The following is a 22,018-nucleotide window of genomic DNA, read 5'->3' on the forward strand; positions in this document are numbered from 1 at the left end:
CGCCGCCAGGCGGTTCAACATGCGGTCCAGCATGCGCGCCGGCACGCCTTCGGGGAAGTCGTCGGCCGCGCCGAAGCGGGCAAAGCCGTTGATCGCCACCAGGCCCAGGCAGCCGGGCGGCGGTTCGCCCAGCAGCCGCAGCGCGCCCAGCGAGTGGCCGATGGCCAGCACCGGGCCGGCGGGCGCGGGCGTATGGGCCGGACCGAAATAGCCGGCGTCGGCCACGGCCTGCGGCCAGTCGGCCAGCGCGCCGGCCAGCGGGCCCCAGAATGCGGCGTCGAAGGCCCAGCCATGCACGAACAGCAGGGTGGGGCGGACAGGAGCGGCGGCCGGCATCAGGCGAGCGCGGCCGTCAGGCCGTCGATCAGTTGGTCGACATCGGCGTCGCGGTGTGCCGCGCTCAGGGCGATGCGCAGGCGGCTGGTGCCGGCCGGCACGGTGGGCGGGCGGATCGCCACGGCCAGCAGGCCGCGTTGCTCCAGCGCCGCCGCCAGCGCCAGGGCGCGAGCCTCGTCGCCGACGATGGCGGGCACGATCTGGGTGGACGAGTCGCCGCTGTCCACGCCCAGGCCGCGGAGCGCGGTGCGCAGGCGTTCGCCCGAGGCGGCCAGCCGGGCGCGTTCGGCGTCCAGCGTCGGCACCAGGTCGAGCGCGGCGTCCATCGCGCCCAGCACGGAAGGCGGCAGGGCGGTGGTGTAGATGAAACCCGAACAGGCGTTGACCAGGTAGTCGCAGAGCGCGCGCGAGCCGGCCACGTAGGCGCCGAAGCCGCCCAGCGCCTTGCTGAAGGTGCCCATGGCCAGGTCGATGCCGCCCGGCGCCAGCCCGGCCAGTCCCATGCCGCCCGGTCCCAGCACGCCGGTGGCGTGGGCTTCGTCCAGGTAGACGAAGGCCTGGTAGCGCTCGGCCAGCGCCGCCAGCCGCGCCACGTCGGTGCGGTCGCCGTCCATGCTGAAGACGCTTTCGGTGATGATGAAGCGCGCGGCGGGCGGCGCTGACGGGTCGGCGCGCGCCGCCAGCAAGGCCTCCAGGTGGTCCAGGTCATTGTGGCGGAAGCGGATCTGCCGCACGCCCGCCGCCTGGCAGCCGTGGTGCAGGCTGGCGTGGTTGAGCTTGTCGGCGTAGACCTGCACCTCGCCCTGGCCGGCGGCCGCGCGCAGCAGCGCCGGCAGCACGGCGGCGTTGGCCTGCCAGCCGGAGGCCAGCAGCAGCGCGGCCTCGGTGCCCTTCAGGCGGGCCAGCTTGGCCTCGACCTGCTCGTGCAGGTCGAGATTGCCGCACACCAGCCGCGAGGCCTGCGCGCCGGCGCCGTGGCGGGCGGCCCATTCGCGCGCCCGGTCGATCAGCAGCGGGTGCTTGGACAGGCCCAGGTAGTCGTTGCTGGAGAAGTTCAGCGCCGGGACGCCGTCCAGCGCGATGCGGCCGGCGGGCGCGGCGGCGGCGGTGCGCAGCCGGCGCCGCACGCGGCGCGATTCGGCTTGCGCCAGTTCGGAAGAAAAGAGGGGATCCAGCTTGGACATCACGATTTCCTGCGGCGGCCGGCGGCGGGGGCGTCCCGCAGTCGGGCCGCGGCCGTTAACAGCGCCGTCAGGCCCCCGGCCGTAGAATGCGAGCCATTGTAGTGGAGGTGAAACATGCAGACGCCTGACTGGATGGCCCGGGGCCAGCCGCATATCTGGCAGCCCTACGCCCAGATGAAGACCGCGACGCCGCCGCTGCCGGTGGTGCGCAGCCACGGCAGCCGCCTGGAGCTGGCCGACGGCCGTCAATTGATCGACGGCGTGGCGTCCTGGTGGACCGCCTGCCACGGCTACAACCACCCGCATATCGCCCAGGCGGTGCGGGCGCAGCTGGACGCCATGCCGCACGTCATGTTCGGCGGCCTGACCCATGAACCCGCGCTGACCCTGGCGCGGCGCCTGGCGGCCCTGCTGGGACCGGGGCTGGACCGCGTGTTCTACACGGACTCCGGCTCGGTGGCGGTGGAAGTCGCCATGAAGATGGCGGTGCAGTTCTGGCTCAACCAGGGCGAGCGCGGCCGCAGCCGCTTCCTGGCCTTCCGTGGCGGCTACCACGGCGACACCTTCGGCACCATGGCGGTGTGCGACCCCGACGAGGGCATGCACAGCCTGTTCCGCGGCATGCTGGCCGAGCACGACATCGTCGACCTGCCGCGCGACGACGCCGCCATGGCACGGCTCGACGCCTTCCTGGAGACGCGCGGCCCGCAACTGGCCGGCATCCTGGTCGAACCGCTGGTGCAGGGCGCCGGCGGCATGCTGCTGCACGACCCCGAGGTGCTGCGGCGGCTGCGCCGGCTGGCCGACCGCCATGGCCTGCTGCTGATCTTCGACGAGATCTTCACCGGCTTCGGCCGCACCGGCACCCTGTTCGCGTTCGAGCAGGCCGGCATCCGCCCCGACATCATCACGCTGTCCAAGGCGCTGACCGGCGGCACGCTGCCGCTGGCCGCCACGGTGGCCAGCAGCCGGGTGTTCGACGCCTTCTGGTCGGACGATCCCTCGCACGCCCTGATGCACGGCCCGACCTTCATGGGCAACGCCCTGGCCTGCGCCGCCGCCAATGCGTCGCTCGATCTGTTCGAGAGCGAGCCGCGCCTGGCGCAGGCGCGGGCGCTGTCGTCCGCCCTGGCGGCGGGGCTGGCGCCATGCCGCGAGCTGGCCTGGGTGCGCGACGTGCGGGTACTGGGCGCGATCGGCGTGGTCGAGCTGGACCGCATCGACGACCGCGAGGCCCTGAGGCGCCGCCTGGTCGAGGCCGGCGTCTGGGTGCGGCCGTTCGGCAATGTGGTGTATTTGACGCCGGCGCTGACCATCGCCCCGGACGAGCTGGACACCCTGATGCGGGCGGTGATCGCCGTGCTGCGCGCCCAACGGCCCTGAAGGCGGGCGCCAGCAGGCGGCCCCGCGGGCCAGAGGAGCTTTCGCGGATCCTCTGGCAATGCCGCGCCTGCGCTTGTGGGACGGCAAGTCTGCAAGGCCGCCGCGCGCCGTGCCCGGGCAAATCGCCCGACGTGCCTTGATCCAGGTCAAGGCGAGCGCCGGCGGCGCTGGGTAGCATCGGCGCATGCGAGCAAAATCCATCTTCGCCGTCCCGCCATCCCTGTCCGACGCCGAGCGCCAGCAACGCCGGCATGCGCTGGTGCGCCTGTCGCTGGCGTGGCTGGCGATGATGCAGGTGATGATGTTCGCCTGGCCCGGCTACCTGCGCCACGAGGGCATCCCCAAGGACGCCCTTGATACGCTCGACTGGGCCATCGTGCTGATGAACTGGGCCAGCCTGGCCCTGACGGTGCCGGTGGTGCTGTATTCGGCCTGGCCGATCTGGCGCCACGCCGGCGCCAACCTGCGCCAGGGCCGCGCCGGCATGGACGTGCCGGTGGCGCTGGGCATCGTGGCCGCCTTCATTCCCAGCGTGCATGCCACCTACACCGGCCACGGCGAGGTCTATTTCGATTCGGTCACCATGTTCGTGGCCTTCCTGCTGACGGCGCGCTACCTGGAACTGTGCGCGCGCCAGTCGTTCGGCGGCAGCGCCGGCGGTCAGCGCCACGCCCGGGTCGAGGCGCAACGCCAACTGCTGGGCGCCGGCGCCGACCGGCTGGCCTCGCGCTTCGTCATGGCGCAGGTGGCGCTGGCGCTGGGCGCGGCGGCGGTCTGGGCCTGGATCGACCCGGCCCACAGCATCCCGGTGATGGTGGCGCTGCTGGTGATGAGCTGTCCCTGTGCCATGTCGATGGCGGTGCCCACCGCCATGGCGTCGGCCCATGCGGCGCTGGCGGCGCATCCGTCCATGCCCGACGCGGCGCTGGACGCGCTGCTGGCCGAGGCGCAACGCAAGGCGCGCCAGAACCTGCATGGTTCGCTGGCCTGGCACCTGCTGATGACGCCGCTGGCGCTGGTCGGCTGGGTCACGCCCTGGCTGGCGGCCATCACCATGCTGCTGTCGTCGCTGGCGGTGGCCTACAACTCGTGGCGGCTGTCGCGCCGCGACTGGTCCGGCAGCCCGGCGCCCGACGGCGCGCTGGAAGCCGCGCCATGACCATCCTCTACCTGTTGCTGCCGCTGTCGCTGCTGTTCGTGCTGGCCATCGGCGTGTCGCTGTGGTGGGCCGTGTTCAACGGCCAGTACGACGACACCGACAACGCCGGCACCGCCATCCTGCGCGACGACGATAGCGGGCCGGCCTCGCGCGGCTAGGATCGCGCGATCCCTGCTAGGCGTCTCGCGGCGGCCGTTCGCTGGCCGCCCGCCAGGCCTTGGCCGGCGTCCGCGCCATCGACGTTGCCGCCGCGCCGCGGGTTCCCCTGCGCGAGCAATGGGGTTTGACGCACATCAACCCCGGTTTACCCGCGACCCCCCATCATTGAAACCTGGAGCTACTTGTTTCTTTTTGTTTGGGGGAAGGGTGATGAACGATTGCGCCGCAATCGCAAGCAAGGCCGACACCTTCAACTACAGGATCGTGAGGCAGTTCGCGCTCATGACCGTGGTCTGGGGCATCGTCGGCATGGCTGTGGGCGTTTTTCTCGCCGCGCAGCTGATTTGGCCTCAGTTGAATTTCGACACCGCCTGGCTCAGCTACGGCCGCCTGCGTCCGCTGCACACCAACGCCGTGATCTTCGCCTTCGGCGGCAGCGCGCTGTTCGCGACCTCGTACTACGTGGTCCAGCGCACCTGTCAGACCCGCATTTTCTGTGACAAGCTGGCCGCGTTCACGTTCTGGGGCTGGCAGGCGGTCATCGTGGCCGCCGCCATCACCCTGCCGCTGGGCTACACCAGCAGCAAGGAATACGCCGAACTCGAATGGCCCATCGACATCCTGATCACGCTGGTCTGGGTGGCCTATGCCATCGTGTTCTTCGGCACCATCATCAAGCGCCGCTCCAAGCACATCTACGTGGCCAACTGGTTCTTCGGCTCGTACATCCTCACCATCGCCATCCTGCACATCTTCAACAACATCGAGATGCCGGTGACGCTGTGGAAGTCCTACTCGGCCTACGCCGGCGTGCAGGACGCCATGGTGCAGTGGTGGTACGGCCACAACGCGGTGGGTTTCTTCCTGACCACCAGCTTCCTGGGCATGATGTATTACTTCGTGCCCAAGCAGGCCGGCCGTCCGATCTATTCGTACCGCCTGTCCATCGTCCACTTCTGGGCGCTGGCCTTCACCTACATGTGGGCCGGTCCGCACCACCTGCTGTACACCTCGCTGCCCGACTGGACCCAGTCGCTGGGCATGACGTTCTCGCTGATCCTGCTGGCGCCGTCGTGGGGCGGCATGATCAACGGCATCATGACGCTGCAGGGCGCCTGGTACAAGCTGCGCACCGATCCGATCCTGAAGTTCATGGTGACCGCGCTGTCGTTCTACGGCATGGCCACGTTCGAAGGCTCGATGATGTCGATCCGCACCGTGAACGCCCTGTCGCACTACACCGACTGGACCATCGGCCACGTGCACTCCGGCGCGCTGGGCTGGGTCGCGATGATCTCGTTCGGCTCCCTCTACTACCTTATCCCGCGCCTGTATGGCCGCGAGAAGATGTACAGCGTCAAGGCCATCGAGCTGCACTTCTGGATCGCCACCATCGGCGTGGTGCTGTACATCGCCGCGATGTGGATCGCCGGGGTGCAGCAGGGCCTGATGTGGCGCGACACCGCCGCCGACGGCACGCTGGTCTACAGCTTCGTCGAAGAACTCAAGACGCGGGTGCCGTACTACCTGATCCGTCTGCTGGGCGGGGCGCTGTTCCTGTCGGGCGTGCTGGTCATGGCCTGGAACGTGTGGAAGACGGTGCGCGGCGCGCAGGCGGTCAACCCCGCCATCCCGCAGGACGATCCCCACACCACCCGCGCGCCGGCTGTCGCCGCGCCCGCGCCGGCCACCGTTTGACGAGGACATCATGGCCAACAAGCAACAAGGCTTTTTCTCTCACCAGACGCTCGAGAAGAACATCGGCTGGATGATCATCGCCAGCATCCTGGTGGTGTCCTTCGCCGGGCTGGTGCAGATCGTGCCGCTGTTCTTCCAGCACAGCACCACGCAGCCGGTGGCGGGGGTCGAACCCTACAGCCCGCTGCGCCTGATGGGGCGCGACGTCTACATCCGCGAAGGCTGTGTCGGCTGCCACTCGCAGCAGGTGCGACTGCTGGCTGCCGAAGTGCAGCGCTACGGCTCGTACTCGCTGGCCTCGGAGTCGGTGTTCGACCATCCCTTCCTGTGGGGCTCCAAGCGCACCGGTCCCGACCTGGCGCGCGTGGGCGAGCGCTATTCCGACGACTGGCACCGCATCCACCTGCGCAACCCGCGCCAGGTGGTGCCCGAGTCCAACATGCCGGCCTATCCGTGGCTGGAGAAGACCGTGATCACCGGCCAGAACGTCGACCAGCGCATGCGCGCGCTGCGGGCCCTGGGTGTGCCGTACACCGACGAAGAGATCGCCGCGGCGCCCAAGGCCATCGAGGGCAAGACCGAAGAGGACGCGCTGGTCGCCTACCTGCAGGGGCTGGGCGTGGGCGTGCGCAAGGCGCAGCAGGCCAAAAAGGCGGAAGAGGCCAAGAAGGCCGAGGAAGCCCGCAAGGCCGCGCAGCCGGCGCCCGCCGCTACGCAACCCGCGGCGTCGGGAGGTTGATCATGGCTTTGCTGAGCGCAATCGTCACCGCCATTTCGATGGCAACCTTTTTCGGCATCGTCTGGTGGGCCTGCTCGCGCGGCCGCCAGCATGCCAACAGCGAATCGGCCATGCTGCCGTTCGCGCTGCCCGATGAGTTCGGGCCGGCACAACAAGATGGAGCGGATCGGTCATGAGCGATTTCGTCAATGGCTTCTGGGGGTATTTCATCTCGATCGTCGCCGTCGGCGGCGTGGTGTGGTGTGTGTGGCTGCTGTACACGCAGCGCCGCTGGCTCAGCACCAAGCCGGCCAACGGCCAGGTCGAGGACACGGGCCACGTCTGGGACGGCGACCTCACCGAACTGAACAACCCGGTGCCCGGCTGGTGGACCTGGATGTACCTGCTGGCCTGCGCCTTCGCGCTGGGCTACCTGTTCTTCATGCCGGGCCTGGGGTCGTACAAGGGCCAATTGGGCTACAGCAGCGCCAACGAGGTGGCGCAGCAACAGGCCAAAATGGCCGAGGCCGTGCGCCCGATCTATGCGCGTTTCGAGACCATGACGGTGCCGCAGATCGCCGCGGATCCGGGCGCCCGTGAAATCGGCCAGCGCCTGTTCCTGAACACCTGCTCGCAGTGCCATGGTTCGGACGCCAAAGGAGGCCCCAGCTTCCCCAACCTGACCGACGGCGACTGGCTGCACGGCGGCTCGCCCGAGGCCATCACGCAGACCATCACCAATGGCCGCATCGGCGTGATGCCGCCCTGGAAGTCGGCCATCGACCCCAAGACCGCCGGCGACATCGCGCAGTACGTGCGTTCGCTGTCGGGCCTGACGGCCGACCCGGTCCGGGTGTTCCGCGGCAAGCGCGAGTTCGCCAATTTCTGCGTGGCCTGTCATGGTGTCGACGGCAAGGGCAACCAGGCGCTGGGCGCGCCCAACCTGACCGATGACGTCTGGCTCTATGGCAGTTCGGAAGCCACCATCGTCAAGACCATCCTGGATGGGCGCGAGAACCGCATGCCGGCGCACGGCGACATTCTGACCCCGGAACAGATCAAGATCCTGACGGCATGGGTCTGGGGCCTGTCGAACAAGCCGGACGCGCAACCGCAACCAGCATCGGCCGCCGCCTCGGCCAACTAGGCGTCGCCACATAGGTGGGGGCGCGCCGCGACGGCAGCCCCCATATCGCATGGACTTACCGCACGGAGCAGCACATGGATGATGGGTCAACCGCAAGCGTCAGCAGTCCGCCTGGCGGCGACCCGCCACCCTGGCGGCCGCACGTGCGGCCGCCGCGTCCGGGCCAGGAAACGCTGGAACAGACCCTGGCCGGCGTGCGCAGCAAGATCTATCCGCGTTCGGTCAGCGGCATCTTCGCGCGCTGGCGCATCGCCTTCGTCTTCCTCACCCAACTGATCTTCTACGGCCTGCCGTGGCTGCAATGGAACGGCCGCCAGGCGGTGCTGTTCGACCTGGGCGCGCGCAAGTTCTACCTGTTCGGCCTGGTGCTGTGGCCGCAGGACGTGGTCTACCTGGCGGTGCTGCTGGTGATCTCGGCGCTGGCGCTGTTCCTGTTCACCGCGGTGGCCGGGCGGCTGTTCTGCGGCTACGCCTGTCCGCAGACGGTCTACACCGAGATCTTCATGTGGATCGAGCGCAAGGTCGAAGGCGACCGCGTCGCCCGCATCCGCCTGGATGAATCGCCCTGGACCTGGCGCAAGGCGCGCCTGAAGGTCACCAAGCACTTCCTGTGGATCGCGCTGGCCTGGTGGACCGGCTCGACCTTCATCGGCTACTTCGCGCCGATCCGCGAGCTGGGTCACGAGCTGTTCACGCTGCAGCTCGGGCCGTGGCAGTGGTTCTGGATGGTGTTCTACGGCTTCGCCACCTGGGGCAACGCCGGCTTCATGCGCGAGTCGGTCTGCAAGTACATGTGCCCGTACGCGCGCTTCCAGAGCGTGATGGTCGATCCCGATACCTTCGTCGTGACCTATGACAAGCGTCGCGGCGATCCGCGCGGCGGCCGTTCGCGCAAGGTCGACCACAAGGCCGCGGGGCTGGGCGACTGTGTCGATTGCAGCCTGTGCGTGCAGGTCTGTCCGACCGGCATCGACATCCGCGAGGGCCTGCAATACATGTGCATTGGCTGCGGCGCCTGTATCGATGCCTGCGAGCAGGTGATGGACAAGATGCAGTATCCGTCCGGGCTGATCCGCTACACGTCCGAGCGCGCCATGCTGGACGGGCTGTCGACACAAAGCGCGCGCTCGCACCTGTTGCGGCCGCGGGTGCTGATCTATGGCTCGCTGATCCTGGTGCTGGCGGTGGCGTTCGTGACCTCGCTGGCGATGCGCAACCCGCTGCGGGTGGACGTGATCCGCGATCGCGGCGCGCTGGGTCGAGAGGTGGCGGGCGGCATGATCGAGAACGTGTACCGGCTGCAGATCATCAACACCTCGGATTCGCCGCTGCGGCTGCGGCTGTCGGCCGACGGCATGCCCGGACTGGCGGTGCGCGCCGGGCAAAGCGAGTCGGACGTGGTGGACGTGGAGCCGGCGGCCAACAAGCTGGTGCCGATGGTGATCCGCGCACCGGCCGGCGCCGAGCCGGGCGCCCATCCGATCACGTTGCGGGCCCGCGCCCACGATCAGGAAAACCGGCCGATCGAGACCGATGAAGCCGCGAGTTTTTATGTCCCCGAGTGATTCCGAATAAAGGATGCCGACGATGAATACTGCCCATGTAGCCGCGCCGATGCCGGCGAAACCCTGGTACCGCGAATTCTGGCCCTGGTTCCTGATGGCGGGGCCGTTCCTGGCGGTGGTCGGTTGCGCCATCACGATCTACCTGGCCTATACGCAGTTCGCCAATCAGCCGATCCAGGAAGGCGTGGTCAAGCGTGGCCTGGTGATCGAGCCGGCGGACACGGTGCCGACGCCGCCGCCCGCGATCGGCGTTCGTTGATGATTCCCGGAGGCGCGCCATGGGGTTGAGATCGCTGATGTGGATACTGTGGCCGTCGTTCCTGGCGGCGGCCGTGGGCAGCGCGATTGTCTTTGCGCTGATCGATCCGTTGGACGTGGCGGTGTTCGGGTATGTGCCGACGGGGCGGGTGGGGTTTTATACGGTGTCGTTCTTTTTGCTTTGGGGAATGGCGGGGGCGTCGAGTGCGTTGACGGCTTATTTGATGCCTAAGGTGGAGGAGGATCCGGATCTTTAGGTCGGTTCTTTTTCTGGGGGGCTTCGTGGGGGGCGTTGTTGTGGGCGCGCTTCGTAGGTCGCCCCTCGCGGCGGGCGAGTCGGTGGCGGGCGCCCACGATTGCGGTCCGGAGCGTTCGCTCCGGACTGCCCCGTTGTCATCCTCGTCCTCGCCTTCGGCGACTTCTACGGATTCCCTCGGGCGCATCGAGGTTGCCCGCCACCGACTCGCCCGCCGCGAGGGGCTGCGAGCGTCTTGGAGCGTCGCGTTGTCAGGACGGTGGGGGCATGGAGAGGTTTGCGGGGCCCGCCCCAGGTCGGCCGCGCGGGCGGCCTTTTGGGGCTTACGCGGGGTCTTGCGTTGGGGCGGTGTTGGGGGGCGGCTGGTGGGCGCGCGCGCCCTGCGCCGGGGCTGGTGGTATTTGCCCTGGGTGTCTTGTGCGTTTATTCCGTGCCGTGCAGCAGGTCCACGAAGTGCCTGGCCGGCGCGCTTAGCGGGCGGTCCTTGGGGATGATGCTGCCGAAGGCGGTCAGGGTGTGCTGGAGTTGGTAGGGGATGATGGCGAGCAGGCCGTGGCGGGCATAGCGGCTGGCGACGGAGTCGGGGATGACGCCGAGCATGTCGGACTTCATGGCCAGGTTGGTGGTGGTGAGGATCGAGGCGGACTCGATCAGGCCCTTGGGCAGGGCGGTGTCGTGGGCGCGGAATTCCTGTTCCAGGACGTCGCGCATGGGGCTGCCGTGGGGCTGCAGGATCCAGGGGTAGGCCTGCAGCGCGTCGAAGCTGATGCGCTTGCGGCGCGTCAGGGGATGGTCGATGGCGGCGATGACGGACAGGGCCTCGTCGCCGATGGGGCGGAAAACGTAATGGCGTTCGGACAGGGTCAGCATGCGGCCGATGACGACGTCGAGCTTGCCTTCGTTCAGCCGTTCGATCAGCAGGTCGCTGGTGCCGGTGGAGATCTCCACGGCCAGTAGCGGATAGGTCTGTTTCAGGCGCAGCAGGGCGTCGGTCAGGTGGCCCGGCGAGGCGGCCATGATGCTGCCGATGAAGAGTTTGCCGGCGCTGCCCAGGCGCAATTCCTCCAGCTCGCGCGCCAGCGACGAGACCGTGCCGCGCATGCCGCGGAAATACCCCATCACGCATTCCCCGGCGGCGGTCAGCGCCAGGCCGCGGCCGACCCGTTCGAACAGCGGTTGGCCGATGGCCAGTTCCAGTTCGTGCAGCATCTTGCTGGCGGCGGACTGGGTCATGTTGAGCTGGGCGGCGGCGGCGCGCAGGGTGCCGCGTTCCTCGATGGCCAGCAGCAGCACGATCTGCCGCATGCGCAGGCGCGACAGCAGCGCGGGGACGTTCGGGACGCGTTCCATGATTGATCGCCTGTAGTGAACGGTTGGTGCAAAAGTTTCATTTTACGGAAACAGCGGTTGTTTCTAAGATGCAGGCATAACAAAGCCCGCTACGGGCCATAAGCCCCCAAGGAGACAACCATGAAGACTCGGCTTTATGCCGCATTGGCGGCGGGCGTGCTGTGCCTGTCCGCCGCCGCACCAGCCCCGGCGCAGGGCGCCGACTGGCCGACCCGGCCGCTGCGCCTTCTGGTGGGCTCGGCCCCCGGCGGCGGCACCGACGCCATGGCGCGCGCCGTGGCCGACAAGCTTGGGCCGATGCTCAAGCAGACCGTGGTGGTGGAGAACAAGCCGGGCGCGTCCAACACGCTGGCGGCGGACCTGGCGGCCAAGTCGGGTGACGGCCACACCATGGTGATGGGCGTGTCCACCGCGCATGCGATCGCGCCGCACCTGCTCAAGCTGGGCTACGACAACGACCGCGACCTGACGCCGGTGGTGTTCGTGGGCGCGGTGCCGAACATCCTGGTGGTCAACAACCAGTTGCCGGCGCAATCGGTGCAGGAGCTGATCGCGCTGCTCAAGCGCAAGCCGGGCGAATACAACTTCGCCAGCAGCGGCTCGGGCAGCACCCAGCACATCGCCGCCGAGCTGTTCAAGGACGCCACTGGCGTGCAGATGACGCACATTCCCTATCGCGGCAGCGGCCCGGCCATGGTCGACCTGATGGGCGGCCAGGTGCAGATCGCCTTCGAGACCGCGTCCTCCGTCATCCCGCACATCAAGAGCGGCAAGGTGCGCGCGCTGGCGGTGCTGAGCGCCAGGCGCAACCCGCAGCTGCCCGATGTGCCGACCATGGCCGAGGCCGGCGTCAGCGGCGTCGAGATGAGCGCCTGGTACGGCATCTACATGCCCAGCGGCACGCCGGCGGCGGTGCAGCAGCGCGTGCATGACTCGGTCAATGCGGTATTGGCCATGCCCGAGACCCAGACGCGTCTGCAGGCGATCGGCGCCGACATCAATCCGATGAGCCAGGCGCAATTCGCGCAGTTCCACCAGGCCGAGAACCAGCGCTACGCCGGCATCATCAAAAAGAACCATATCTCCGTGGAATGAAGCACAGCATGAGCAACGACCGCAACGCCGCCAAACCCGTCATCGCCCTGACGCTGGGCGATCCCGCCGGCATCGGCCCCGAACTGATCGCGCGCCTGCTGGCGCGGCCCGAGGCGGCGCAACTGGCCAACATCGTGCTGGTGGGCGATGAATGGTTGTGGCGCGAAGGCCAGCGGGTGGCCGGGGTGCAGGTGGCCACGCAGGCCGTGGCCGGCTTCGACGCCGTGCGGATGCGGCCGGATACCGGCGTGCCGGCGTGGCTGGCGATGGATACCGTGCGGCGCGAGGACGTCAAGCTGGGTCAGGCGCAGGCCCCCGGCGGCGCCTCGGTGCTGCGGGTACTGGACGCCTGCATGGACGCGGCGCTGGCCGGCCATATCGACGCCATCAGCTTCGCGCCGCTGAACAAGCACGCGATGAAGCAGGGCGGCCTGCGCCACGACGACGAGCTGCACCACTTCGCGCAGTACCTGGGCGTGACGGGCTACTTCTGCGAGTTCAACACGCTGGGCGAGCTGTGGACCTCGCGCGTGTCCTCGCACATTCCGCTCAAGGACGCCGCCGCCGCGCTCAGCATCGACGGCATCAAGGCCGCCACGCGGCTGATCTACCAGTCCTTGCAGGCCAACGGCGTGGCCGCGCCGCGGGTGGCGGTGGCGGCGTTCAATCCGCATGGCGGCGACGGCGGCACCTGCGGACGCGAAGAGGTCGACATCATCGCCCCGGCCGTGCGCCAGCTGAACCAGGAAGGGCTGCCGGTACAGGGCCCGTTCCCGGCCGACACCATCTTCCTGAAGGCGCAGGCGGGCGAGTTCCAGGCCATCGTCACCATGTACCACGACCAGGGCCAGATCGCGATCAAGCTGCTGGGCTTCTCGCGCGGCGTGACGGTACAGGGCGGCCTGCCGATCCCGATCACCACGCCGGCCCACGGCACCGCCTACGACATCGCCGGCCAGGGACGCGCCAGCGTCGACGCCACCTGGCAGGCCTTCCGCATCGCCTGCCGCATGGGCCTGTCCCACCGCGCCGCGCGCGCGGCGGCCTGAGGCGGCCGTTCCTTCCGATTCATCGCATCATTCGATCCTTTTTTGCAGGAATCCCCATGAAGATCAAATCCGTCCGCGCGCGCGTCTTTGAATGGACCGGCAAGACCGTGCCGCCGCAAGGCAACTTCTGCTCCAACGCCATGGACCTGCTGTATTCGCCGCAGGAAACCATGAGCACCTTCCGCTTCCATGGCTGGACCGTGGTCGAGGTCGAGACCGACGACGGCATCGTCGGGCTGGGCAACGTGGCGCTGGCGCCGCGGGTGGCCAAGGCCATCATCGACCAGTACCTGGCGCCGCTGGTGATCGGCCAGGACCCGTGGGACTACGAATACCTGTGGCAGCGCATGTACCGCGCCACCCATGCCTGGGGCCGCAAGGGCGTGACCATGGCGGCGATCTCGGGCGTGGACCTGGCGATCTGGGACATCCTGGGCAAGTCGGTCGGCAAGCCGGTCTTCAAGCTGCTGGGCGGGCGCACCAAGGAGAAGATTCCGGTCTATTACTCCAAGCTCTATCGCACTGATCTCAAGGCCATGCAGGAAGAGGCCCAGACCTACCTGGACCAGGGCTTCACGGCGTTCAAGATGCGCTTCGGCTACGGCCCGGCGCACTTGCAGCGCGGCGTGGCCGAGAACCTGAAATCGGTCGAGGCGGTGCGCGAGGTGATCGGCTACGACACCGACCTGATGCTCGAATGCTACATGGGCTGGAACCTGGAATACGCCAAGCGCATGCTGCCCAAGCTGGAGAAGTTCGAGCCGCGCTGGCTGGAGGAACCGGTCATCGCCGACGACATCGACGGCTATGCGGAGCTGAATCAGCTGACGTCCATCCCCATCTCGGGCGGCGAGCACGAGTTCTCGCTGTACGGCTTCAAGCAGCTGCTGGACCGCAAGGCGGTGTCGGTGGTGCAGTACGACACCAACCGCGTCGGCGGCATCACCGCCGCGCACAAGATCAATGCCTTGTGCGAGGCCTACAGCGTGCCGGTCATCCCGCACGCCGGCCAGATGCACAACTACCACCTGACCATGAGCACGCTGGCCTCGCCCATGAGCGAGTATTTCCCGATGTTCGACGTGGAAGTGGGCAACGAACTCTTCTACTACATCTTCGACGGCGAGCCGGTGGCCAGGGAAGGCTTCATCGACCTGGACGACAACAAGCCGGGCCTGGGCCTGAGCCTGAAGACCGAATACCTGAAAGACTTCAACATCATCGAGTGAGCGCCATGACCACGACGACTGTGCCGGCGCCGCGCTATCGCGGCATCTTTCCGGTGGTGCCCACCATCTTCACCGAAGCGGGCGAGCTGGACCTGGCGGGCCAGAAGCGCGCCGTCGATTTCATGATCGACAGCGGCGTGGACGGCCTGTGCATCCTGGCCAATTTCTCCGAGCAGTTCTCGCTGTCGGACGACGAGCGCGAGGTGCTGACACGCACGTTGCTGGAGCACGTGGCCGGCCGGGTGCCGGTGATCGTCACCACCACGCACTACGGCACCCAGGTATGCGCGGCGCGCAGCCGCCGGGCGCAGGCGCAGGGCGCGGCCATGGTGATGATCATGCCGCCGTACCACGGGGCCACCATCCGCGTTGCCGAGGAGCAGGTGGTCGGGTTCTTCCAGCAGGTGTCGGACGCCATCGACATCCCCATCATGATCCAGGACGCGCCCGTCGCTGGCACGCCACTGCCCGCCGCGTTGCTGGCGCGCATGGCGCGCGAGATCGCGCAGGTGTCGTACTTCAAGATCGAGACCGCCGGCGCGGCCAGCAAGCTGCGCGACCTGATCGCGCTGGGCGGCGCGGCGGTGGAAGGGCCGTGGGATGGCGAAGAGGCCATCACGCTGCTGCCGGACCTGGACGCCGGCGCCACCGGCTCCATGACGGGCGGCGGCTTCGCCGACGGCATCCGGCCGATCATCGAGGCGCATCGCGCAGGCCGCGCCGACGACGCCTACCGCCTGTATGAGCGCTGGCTGCCGCTCATCAACTACGAGAACCGCCAGGGCGGCATCCTGACCGCCAAGGCGCTGATGAAGGCCGGCGGCGTGATCGCCTGCGACGCGCCGCGCCATCCGTTCCCGGCCATGCGGCCGGAAGTGCGGCAGGGCCTGCTGGACGTGGCGCGGCGGCTGGATCCGCTGGTGCTGCGCTGGGCGCGCTAAGGCGCCCGGCCGGGGACGGGCGCGGGCGTCAAGGCACCAGCGACAAGCCGATGCGGAACTGCGATTCGTTGCGCTGGTTGTAGCCCAGCAGCGTTTCGCCGTAGCCGTTGAAGTACTGCAGGTGCAGGTAGCCGTTCATGTTCAGCCAGGTGCGCTGCAGCGGCCAGGCGAAGTCGAGCTGGGTGGTGCGGCGGCGCTGGTCGCCCTGGCGGTACATGGCCGAGACCACCGCGCCGTTGTCCTGTGCCCAGCGCAGGTTCCAGTCGACGCGGCCGGCATAGTCGGCGTAGTCGGCGTTCTCGCTGGCCACGCCGAAATAGGCCTTGACCTTGGGCGCGAAGGTCAGCGTGCTGCCGCCGTCGAAGCGGTAGTTGAACTGCGGCTGGATGTAGGCGTCGTTCACCGAGCGCGAGTCGTCGCCGGCCTTGCCGTTGGAGTTGTGCTCGACGCCGGTGTTCATGCCCAGTCGCCAGCTCTGGTTCGCCGACTGCCACATGTTGTCCGACAGCCAGAACAGGCTGGGGTTGAAGGTGGTGTCGATGAAGGGCATGGAATCGCCCTGCAGGTCCCACAGCGAGGTCTGGGTGTAGCCCAGGTAGAAATTCTCGCCCCAGGTCGCCGGGCGGTTGCCGGATGGGCTGAACAGGCGGTACTTGGCGCTGATCTGGAAGCGCGCGGTGGTCTGGCCGCGGGTGCCGATGTCGAAGTACACCGGCTTGTATTCCGAGATGGCGCTGCGGAAATGATCGAAGGCTGACTGCTGGTAGGACGAGACGGCCACGGTGTCCGGCGCCGGTCCGCCCTCGGGCGACGCGCCGGCCGCGGTGACCACTGCCGGCGGCACGGGCTGGCCGGTGCGCGGATCGACCACGGGGCCTTGCGCGGGCGTGCTGGCCAGCGTGCCGCTGTCGCGGCCGGTGGCGTCCAGCGCCATCATCGCCGGCTGGCCTTCGATGGCGATCGCCTGCAAGCCGCGCGCCGTGGCGGGCACGACGGCCGTCCACGCCATCCGCGCGAAATTGTTGACCGGCACGCTGTAATTGGCCTTGTCGCCCTGCAGCTTGGCCAGGCTGCGCACGATCTGGCCGTCCTGGCCGCGCCATTGCAGCACCAGCTCCGGCGGGGCCTCCCAGGTGGCGCGGGCATTGCCTTCATTGAAATACACCGCCTCGATGGTGACCGTGTCGCCGGGCGCGGCCGAAGGACGGTCGAGCCGGTAGGACACGCCGGCGGCGGCGGTGCCGGCCAGGCCCAGCGCCAGGGCGGCGGTCAGGGTGCGCAGGGGAAGGGCGATGCGTCGGGACGGAGTCATGGGAAGCGGGTGGTATCTGTGACGCTGCAATGTAGCATCGGCCGGGCCTACATTTTGTAAGTCGGGCTTATCGGATGTAGGACTTGCAACAGGGTCGCGGCAGCGTGGGCGCGCCGCGGTGTGCATCCGGCGGGACTGGCGCACACGCCGGCGCCCGCGACTGGCCGATCGCGGCGCCCCGCAAGGCAAGAGGCCCCGCGCATCAGCGACGATACGCGAGGCCTCTTGTCCCATGGCGTGCGGTTTATTCGCCGAACTTGATGCCCTGCGCCAGCGGCAGGTTGCGCGAGTAGTTGATGGTGTTGGTGGCGCGGCGCATGTAATTGCGCCAGGCGTCCGAGCCCGACTCGCGGCCGCCACCGGTTTCCTTTTCCCCGCCGAAAGCGCCGCCGATTTCGGCGCCCGAGGTGCCGATGTTGACGTTGGCGATGCCGCAGTCGGAACCCGCGGCAGACAGGAAGGTCTCGGCTTCGCGCAGGTCGTTGGTGAAGATGGCCGACGACAGGCCCTGCGGCACGCCGTTCTGCAGCGCCAGCGCCTGGTTGAAGTCGCTGTAGCGCATCACGTACAGGATCGGCGCGAAGGTCTCGTGGCAGACCACGTCGGTCTGGCCGGGCATCTCGGCGATGGCGGGGCGCACGTACCAGGCGTCCGGGTACTGGTCGGCCAGCACCCGTTCGCCGCCCGTGACCTTGCCGCCCTGTTCGCCGGCGGCCTTGAGCGCGGCCTGCATGGCGTCGAACGAGGCGCGGTCGATCAGCGGGCCGACCAGGTTCTTGCCGTCCAGCGGGTTGCCGATGGGCGCGCTGGCGTAGGCCTTGTGCAGGCGTTGCAGCAGGTCTTCGGCCACGCTTTCGTGCACGATCAGGCGGCGCGTGGTGGTGCAGCGCTGGCCGGCGGTGCCGATGGCGCCGAAGACGATGCCGCGCGCGGCCATGTCCAGGTCGGCGGTGGGGCCGACGATGATGGCGTTGTTGCCGCCCAGTTCCAGCAGCACGCGGCCGAAGCGCTGCGCCACGCGCGGACCCACCTGGCGGCCCATGCGGGTCGAGCCGGTGGCCGACACCAGCGCCACGGTGTGCGAATCCACCAGCGCCTCGCCGATGTCGCGGCCGCCGATCAGCACTTCCGACAGGCCGGCCGGCGCGTCGCCAAAGCGCTGCAGCGCCTGCGCGAACAGCGCCTGGCAGGCCAGGGCCGTCAACGGCGTCTTTTCCGACGGCTTCCAGACCACCGCGTTGCCGCACACCAGCGCCAGCGCGGCGTTCCACGACCACACCGCCACCGGGAAGTTGAAGGCGCTGATGACCCCCACCACGCCCAGCGGATGCCAGGTTTCCATCATGCGGTGGCCGGGGCGCTCGGAGGCGATGGTCAGGCCGTACAGCTGGCGCGACAGGCCCACGGCGAAGTCGCAGATGTCGATCATTTCCTGGACCTCGCCTTCGCCCTCGGCCAGGATCTTGCCGGCTTCCAGGCTGACCAGGCGGCCCAGTTCGCGCTTGTGCTGGCGCAGCACTTCGCCGAACAGGCGCAGCAGCTCGCCGCGGCGCGGCGCCGGCACGTCGCGCCAGGCCAGGCTGGCCTGGCGGGCGCGGGTGATGGCCGCGTGGGCCTGCGCCACCGTGTGCTCGTGGACCTGGGCCAGCTCGGCGCCGTCGATCGGGCTGCGGGCGACGAGCGTGCCGCCGGTCAGGGTCGCGGGGTTGAGGCCGAGTGCGCGCAGGATGTCTTGGGGCGTGTCCATACCGGTTCCTTGGAGATGCCGGCGAAGGGGCGAGCCTTCGCTTAAGGGTTATGCCTAAGTGGCGATTCTGGAAATAAATTTACTATACGAAACTCCAGCGCGAAATGCGAAACCTTTTTTGAAGGCGATGCGCGTGTCAGAACCCCTGCTGCTAGTCGAGTCGGTCACCAAGACCTACCAGCGCGAAGGCCAGCCCGACCATCTGGCGCTGGCGGGCATCGACTGCCGCCTGGAGCGAGGCGAGGTGCTGGTGGTGGTGGGGCCGTCGGGCTCGGGCAAGAGCACCTTCCTGCGCACCCTCAACGGGCTGGAGCGCATCGACAGCGGCACCATCCGCGTCGATGGCGTCTCGCTGACCGACCCGGCCACGGACGTCAACCGCTGGCGCACCGAGGTCGGCATGGTGTTCCAGCACTTCAACCTGTTCCAGCATCGCACCGCGCTCGACAACGTGGCCCTGCCGCAACGCGTGGTGCGCGGCCGCGACCGCGCCCAGGCCGAGCGCTACGCCCTGGAACTGCTGGACCGGGTCGGCATGGCCGACTTTGGCCCGCGCTATCCCAGCCAGTTGTCCGGCGGCCAGCAGCAGCGCGTGGCGATCGCCCGCGCCCTGGCGATGGACCCGAAACTGATGCTGTTCGACGAGGCCACCTCGGCGCTCGACCCGGAAACCGTTGGCGGCATCCTGGAATTGATGCGCGCGCTGGCGCGCGACGGCATGACCATGGCGGTGGTGACGCACGAGATGGGCTTTGCCCGCGACGTGGGCGACCGCGCCCTGTTCATGGACGCCGGCCGCGTGGTCGAGTCCGGCACGCCGGCTCAAGTCTTCGGGCAGCCGAAAGAGGCGCGTACCCGGGCTTTCCTGGAAAAGATCCTGTAGCGGGCCGTCCGGCCCCGGCGCCATTGCCGCACGCATTTTTGCATCGCGCGGTTTCCGCATTAAGTAGTCTTCGCATCACGCAGTCTTCGCATCACGCAGTCTTCGCATCACGCAGTCTTCGCCCACGCAACGAGCGCCACGCAACGAGCTTCACGCAGCACACCGCATCCGCATCAGGCAGCAACCGCAGCAAGCAACAAGCAACAAGCAGCAAGCAGGGCCGGCCCGGCCTGACCGGGCGCCGCCGGCACCAGGTGTACGCCCGGAACGACACATGTCATCCATCTTGAAGGGGAAGCAAATGCTGAAAATCAAACAATGGCTGGGCGCCGCCGGCGTCGCGCTGGCCGTTACCGCGATGGCGCAGCCTGCCCGCGCCGACGAACTGTCGGACATCATCAAGCGCGGCGAACTGCGGGTGGCGGTGCAGACCTCCGGCCCGCTGATGAGCTTCATGGACAAGAGCGGCAAGCGCACCGGCCTGGCGGTCGAGGTGGCCAAGCGCATGGCCGACGACCTGGGCGTCAAGCTGGTGCTGCAGGACTACGAGTGGAAGGGCCTGATTCCGGCGTTGCTGTCCGGCAAGGCCGACATGGTGGCGGCCGACATGACGCCGACGCCGCAACGCGCCGCCCAGGTGCTGTTCTCGGCGCCCATGTTCTACGCCGACACCGTGGCCGTGGTGCCCAAGGATTCGCCCTACAAGTCGTACGCGGAACTGGACAAGGACGGCGTGACCGTCGGCGCGCTGGGCGCCAGCACCTACGCCGAGGTCGGCAAGAAGATGCTGCCCAAGGCCACGCTCAAGGAATTCTCCGGCGGCAGCGCGCCGGTCGGCCAGGCGCTGTCCACCGGCCGCCTGGACGCCGGCATCATGTCCCTGTCCACCGCCAACCAGTTCCTGGTCGACTTCGGCAACCTGCGGGTGCTGGACGGCATCATGGTGCGCGAACCGCTGGCCTTCGCCGTCGGCCCCAATGCCTTCCGCCTGAAGTTCTGGCTCGACAACTGGCAGACGCTCAAGACCGCCGACAACACATTGCCGGAACAGGTCAAGTACTGGTATTCGACCGACTGGAAGAAAGACCACTGATCGCGCGCCTCCCACCACTGACCGACAGGATCCGCATGGACTGGCTGATCGACTACTACAACTGGCGCATCGTCAGCCAGTACACGGGCCAGTTCGCCACCGGGCTGGCCAACACCCTGATCGCGGCCGGCGCCAGCCTGGTGCTGTCGGTGCTGGCCGGCATTCCGCTGGCGCTGGCGCGCATGTCGCCGCGCGCCGCGGTCTGGCGGCCGGTGGCGGGCTACGTGCAGTTCATCCGCTCGACCCCGCTGCTGGTGCAGATCTACCTGGTGTATTACGCGGTGCCGATGCTGGTCCCCGGCGCCAAGGGCTGGAGCGAGATGCTGCTGGGCATCCTGGCGATGACGCTGCACCACGCCGCCTACATGAGCGAGATCATCCGCGTCGGCATCGAGTCGGTGCCGCGTGGCCAGATCGAAGGCGCCAAGGCCTGCGGCATGAACTACCACCAGCGCCTGCGCTACGTGGTGCTGCCGCAGGCCTTCGCCAACACGCTGCCGCCGTTGCTGGGGCAGACCGCGGTGTTGATCAAGGACACCTCGCTGCTGTCGCTGATCACGGTGTTCGAACTGGTGGCCGCGGGCGTGCAGATGAACAGCGACCGCATCGTGCCCACCGAGAGCTTCCTGACCATTGCCGCCGGCTACCTGCTGATCTACGCGGTGATGCTGATGCTGTCACGCGGCGTGAGCCTGTGGCTGGCCGGTCCGGCCTGGAACGCGAGGTAAGCATGCTGGATTCCTACCTGTCCACCGCCGGCGTCGTGCTGCCCTTCCTGCTCAAGGGCTTCTGGGAGACGCTCAAGATCTCGTTCCTGGCGATCATCGCCGGCTCGCTGCTGGGCTTCGTGATCGGCGTGATCCGCAGCTACCGCATCCGTGGCCTGCATCAACTGCTGGGGCTGTACATCCACGTGCTGCGCGGCACGCCGTTCCTGGTGCAGCTGTATATCTTCTATTTCGTGCTGCCCAGTACCGGCATCGAGCTGCTGCACTGGGACTCGGGCACGGCGGCGTTCGTGTCGCTGTCGGTCTACACCTCGTGCTACGTGGCAGAGATCGTCACCGGCGCCATCCGCGCCGTGCCGCGCGGCCAGACCGAGGGCGCCATGACGCTGGGCCTGCGGCCGCTGCAGATCCTGCGGCTGGTGATCCTGCCGCAGGCCATGCGCCTGATCGTGCAGCCCATGAGCGGCGTCTACGTCATGCTGATCAAGAGCACCGCCATCCTGTCGGTGGTCGGCATCACCGAGCTGACGCGGCAGGGCGAGGTCTTCATCATCACCTTCCCGGCGAAATCGCTGTTCATCTACGGCATGATCGCCGCCATCTATTTCCTGTACTGCTACCCGCTGCTGCGCCTGGCCACCTGGCTGGAGAAGCGCCTGACCGGCGGGCTGCAGGGCGCCGGGCTGAACTAGGCCCGCCCACATCGACGAGAGTCCCGCACGGGCCCT

Annotated in this window: 23 protein-coding genes; 18 read left to right on the forward strand and 5 right to left on the reverse strand. The window is 68.3% G+C overall.

The genetic code is table 11. The features are described 5' to 3' along the window. Both AruCF_RS29795 and bioF read right to left on the reverse strand, forming a co-directional pair. Positions 1 to 336, reverse strand: a 336-nt coding sequence (locus tag AruCF_RS29795) for an alpha/beta fold hydrolase (RefSeq protein WP_367644010.1), incomplete at its 3' end; no start/stop codon positions are given. Then, a complete protein-coding gene (gene bioF, locus AruCF_RS07120) occupies positions 336 to 1,520 on the reverse strand; it encodes an 8-amino-7-oxononanoate synthase (protein WP_049072776.1) in 1,185 nt (394 codons plus the stop codon). The genes bioF and AruCF_RS29795, both read right to left, overlap by 1 nt. A 114-nt stretch (positions 1,521 to 1,634) precedes the next feature. Here bioF and AruCF_RS07125 point away from each other — a divergent pair, with 114 nt between their 5' ends. The 10 genes from AruCF_RS07125 (at position 1,635) to AruCF_RS07170 (ending at position 9,864) form a co-directional block, all read left to right on the forward strand. Further along, positions 1,635 to 2,903 (forward strand): adenosylmethionine--8-amino-7-oxononanoate transaminase, encoded by a 1,269-nt coding sequence (locus AruCF_RS07125; protein WP_049072777.1) that lies wholly within the window; start codon positions 1,635 to 1,637, stop codon positions 2,901 to 2,903. A 184-nt stretch (positions 2,904 to 3,087) separates the two neighbouring features. After that, on the forward strand, positions 3,088 to 4,062 hold the full coding sequence (locus AruCF_RS07130) for a P-type ATPase actuator domain-containing protein (protein WP_049072778.1): 975 nt from the start codon (positions 3,088 to 3,090) through the stop codon (positions 4,060 to 4,062). Next, complete coding sequence (ccoS, locus tag AruCF_RS07135) at positions 4,059 to 4,220, forward strand: cbb3-type cytochrome oxidase assembly protein CcoS (RefSeq protein ID WP_006390533.1); 162 nt, start codon at positions 4,059 to 4,061, stop codon at positions 4,218 to 4,220. Before AruCF_RS07130 ends, ccoS begins: the two co-directional genes overlap by 4 nt. Before the next feature lie 211 nt (positions 4,221 to 4,431). Beyond that, a complete protein-coding gene (gene ccoN / locus AruCF_RS07140) occupies positions 4,432 to 5,919 on the forward strand; it encodes a cytochrome-c oxidase, cbb3-type subunit I (protein WP_049072779.1) in 1,488 nt (495 codons plus the stop codon). 10 nt (positions 5,920 to 5,929) lie between these two features. Beyond that, entirely contained in the window at positions 5,930 to 6,658 is a 729-nt protein-coding gene (gene ccoO, locus AruCF_RS07145) for a cytochrome-c oxidase, cbb3-type subunit II (RefSeq protein ID WP_049072780.1), read from the forward strand. Further along, positions 6,658 to 6,834 carry a cbb3-type cytochrome oxidase subunit 3 gene (locus tag AruCF_RS07150; RefSeq protein ID WP_080977556.1) on the forward strand — a complete coding sequence of 59 codons (177 nt, stop codon included), beginning with the start codon at positions 6,658 to 6,660 and terminating at the stop codon, positions 6,832 to 6,834. The genes ccoO and AruCF_RS07150 overlap by 1 nt, the downstream gene beginning before the upstream one ends. Then, complete coding sequence (ccoP, locus tag AruCF_RS07155) at positions 6,831 to 7,784, forward strand: cytochrome-c oxidase, cbb3-type subunit III (RefSeq protein ID WP_049072781.1); 954 nt, start codon at positions 6,831 to 6,833, stop codon at positions 7,782 to 7,784. Before AruCF_RS07150 ends, ccoP begins: the two co-directional genes overlap by 4 nt. Before the next feature lie 74 nt (positions 7,785 to 7,858). Continuing rightward, positions 7,859 to 9,349 carry a cytochrome c oxidase accessory protein CcoG gene (gene ccoG / locus AruCF_RS07160; protein WP_049072782.1) on the forward strand — a complete coding sequence of 497 codons (1,491 nt, stop codon included), beginning with the start codon at positions 7,859 to 7,861 and terminating at the stop codon, positions 9,347 to 9,349. Between the two features lie 22 nt (positions 9,350 to 9,371). Beyond that, on the forward strand, positions 9,372 to 9,608 hold the full coding sequence (locus AruCF_RS07165) for a FixH family protein (RefSeq protein WP_049072783.1): 237 nt from the start codon (positions 9,372 to 9,374) through the stop codon (positions 9,606 to 9,608). 19 nt (positions 9,609 to 9,627) lie between these two features. After that, positions 9,628 to 9,864 (forward strand): hypothetical protein, encoded by a 237-nt coding sequence (locus AruCF_RS07170; protein WP_026383281.1) that lies wholly within the window; start codon positions 9,628 to 9,630, stop codon positions 9,862 to 9,864. A gap of 422 nt (positions 9,865 to 10,286) precedes the next feature. Here AruCF_RS07170 and AruCF_RS07175 read toward each other — a convergent pair whose 3' ends face one another. Next, a complete protein-coding gene (locus tag AruCF_RS07175) occupies positions 10,287 to 11,213 on the reverse strand; it encodes a LysR family transcriptional regulator (protein WP_049072784.1) in 927 nt (308 codons plus the stop codon). A gap of 120 nt (positions 11,214 to 11,333) precedes the next feature. Here AruCF_RS07175 and AruCF_RS07180 point away from each other — a divergent pair, with 120 nt between their 5' ends. The 4 genes from AruCF_RS07180 to AruCF_RS07195 are packed head-to-tail and all read left to right on the forward strand — an operon-like array spanning position 11,334 to position 15,527. Then, positions 11,334 to 12,308 (forward strand): Bug family tripartite tricarboxylate transporter substrate binding protein, encoded by a 975-nt coding sequence (locus tag AruCF_RS07180; protein ID WP_049072785.1) that lies wholly within the window; start codon positions 11,334 to 11,336, stop codon positions 12,306 to 12,308. A gap of 8 nt (positions 12,309 to 12,316) precedes the next feature. Next, a complete protein-coding gene (locus tag AruCF_RS07185; RefSeq protein ID WP_083036590.1) occupies positions 12,317 to 13,357 on the forward strand; it encodes a 4-hydroxythreonine-4-phosphate dehydrogenase PdxA in 1,041 nt (346 codons plus the stop codon). A 56-nt stretch (positions 13,358 to 13,413) separates the two neighbouring features. After that, positions 13,414 to 14,586: an L-rhamnonate dehydratase gene (locus AruCF_RS07190; protein ID WP_006387537.1), complete on the forward strand. Its 1,173-nt coding sequence runs from the start codon at positions 13,414 to 13,416 to the stop codon at positions 14,584 to 14,586. A gap of 5 nt (positions 14,587 to 14,591) precedes the next feature. Continuing rightward, positions 14,592 to 15,527, forward strand: coding sequence for a dihydrodipicolinate synthase family protein (locus AruCF_RS07195; RefSeq protein WP_049072787.1), 936 nt, complete (start codon positions 14,592 to 14,594; stop codon positions 15,525 to 15,527). A 28-nt stretch (positions 15,528 to 15,555) separates the two neighbouring features. Here AruCF_RS07195 and AruCF_RS07200 read toward each other — a convergent pair whose 3' ends face one another. After that, a complete protein-coding gene (locus AruCF_RS07200) occupies positions 15,556 to 16,839 on the reverse strand; it encodes a phospholipase A (protein WP_049072788.1) in 1,284 nt (427 codons plus the stop codon). A 244-nt stretch (positions 16,840 to 17,083) separates the two neighbouring features. Next, complete coding sequence (gene amaB, locus AruCF_RS07205; RefSeq protein ID WP_049072789.1) at positions 17,084 to 18,586, reverse strand: L-piperidine-6-carboxylate dehydrogenase; 1,503 nt, start codon at positions 18,584 to 18,586, stop codon at positions 17,084 to 17,086. 127 nt (positions 18,587 to 18,713) lie between these two features. On the opposite strand from amaB, the gene AruCF_RS07210 reads away from it, so the two are divergent. From AruCF_RS07210 to AruCF_RS07225, 4 genes are all read left to right on the forward strand, one after another. Beyond that, entirely contained in the window at positions 18,714 to 19,469 is a 756-nt protein-coding gene (locus AruCF_RS07210; protein ID WP_049072790.1) for an amino acid ABC transporter ATP-binding protein, read from the forward strand. 301 nt (positions 19,470 to 19,770) lie between these two features. Then, positions 19,771 to 20,562, forward strand: a complete 792-nt coding sequence (locus tag AruCF_RS07215; RefSeq protein WP_049072791.1) for an ABC transporter substrate-binding protein — start codon at positions 19,771 to 19,773, stop codon at positions 20,560 to 20,562. A 35-nt stretch (positions 20,563 to 20,597) separates the two neighbouring features. After that, positions 20,598 to 21,290 carry an amino acid ABC transporter permease gene (locus tag AruCF_RS07220; protein WP_006390517.1) on the forward strand — a complete coding sequence of 231 codons (693 nt, stop codon included), beginning with the start codon at positions 20,598 to 20,600 and terminating at the stop codon, positions 21,288 to 21,290. A gap of 2 nt (positions 21,291 to 21,292) precedes the next feature. Further along, positions 21,293 to 21,982 carry an amino acid ABC transporter permease gene (locus AruCF_RS07225; protein WP_049072792.1) on the forward strand — a complete coding sequence of 230 codons (690 nt, stop codon included), beginning with the start codon at positions 21,293 to 21,295 and terminating at the stop codon, positions 21,980 to 21,982. Positions 21,983 to 22,018 lie beyond the last annotated feature (36 nt).

It is taken from the genome of Achromobacter ruhlandii, assembly GCF_002082135.1.
Taxonomy (GTDB): domain Bacteria; phylum Pseudomonadota; class Gammaproteobacteria; order Burkholderiales; family Burkholderiaceae_B; genus Achromobacter; species Achromobacter ruhlandii.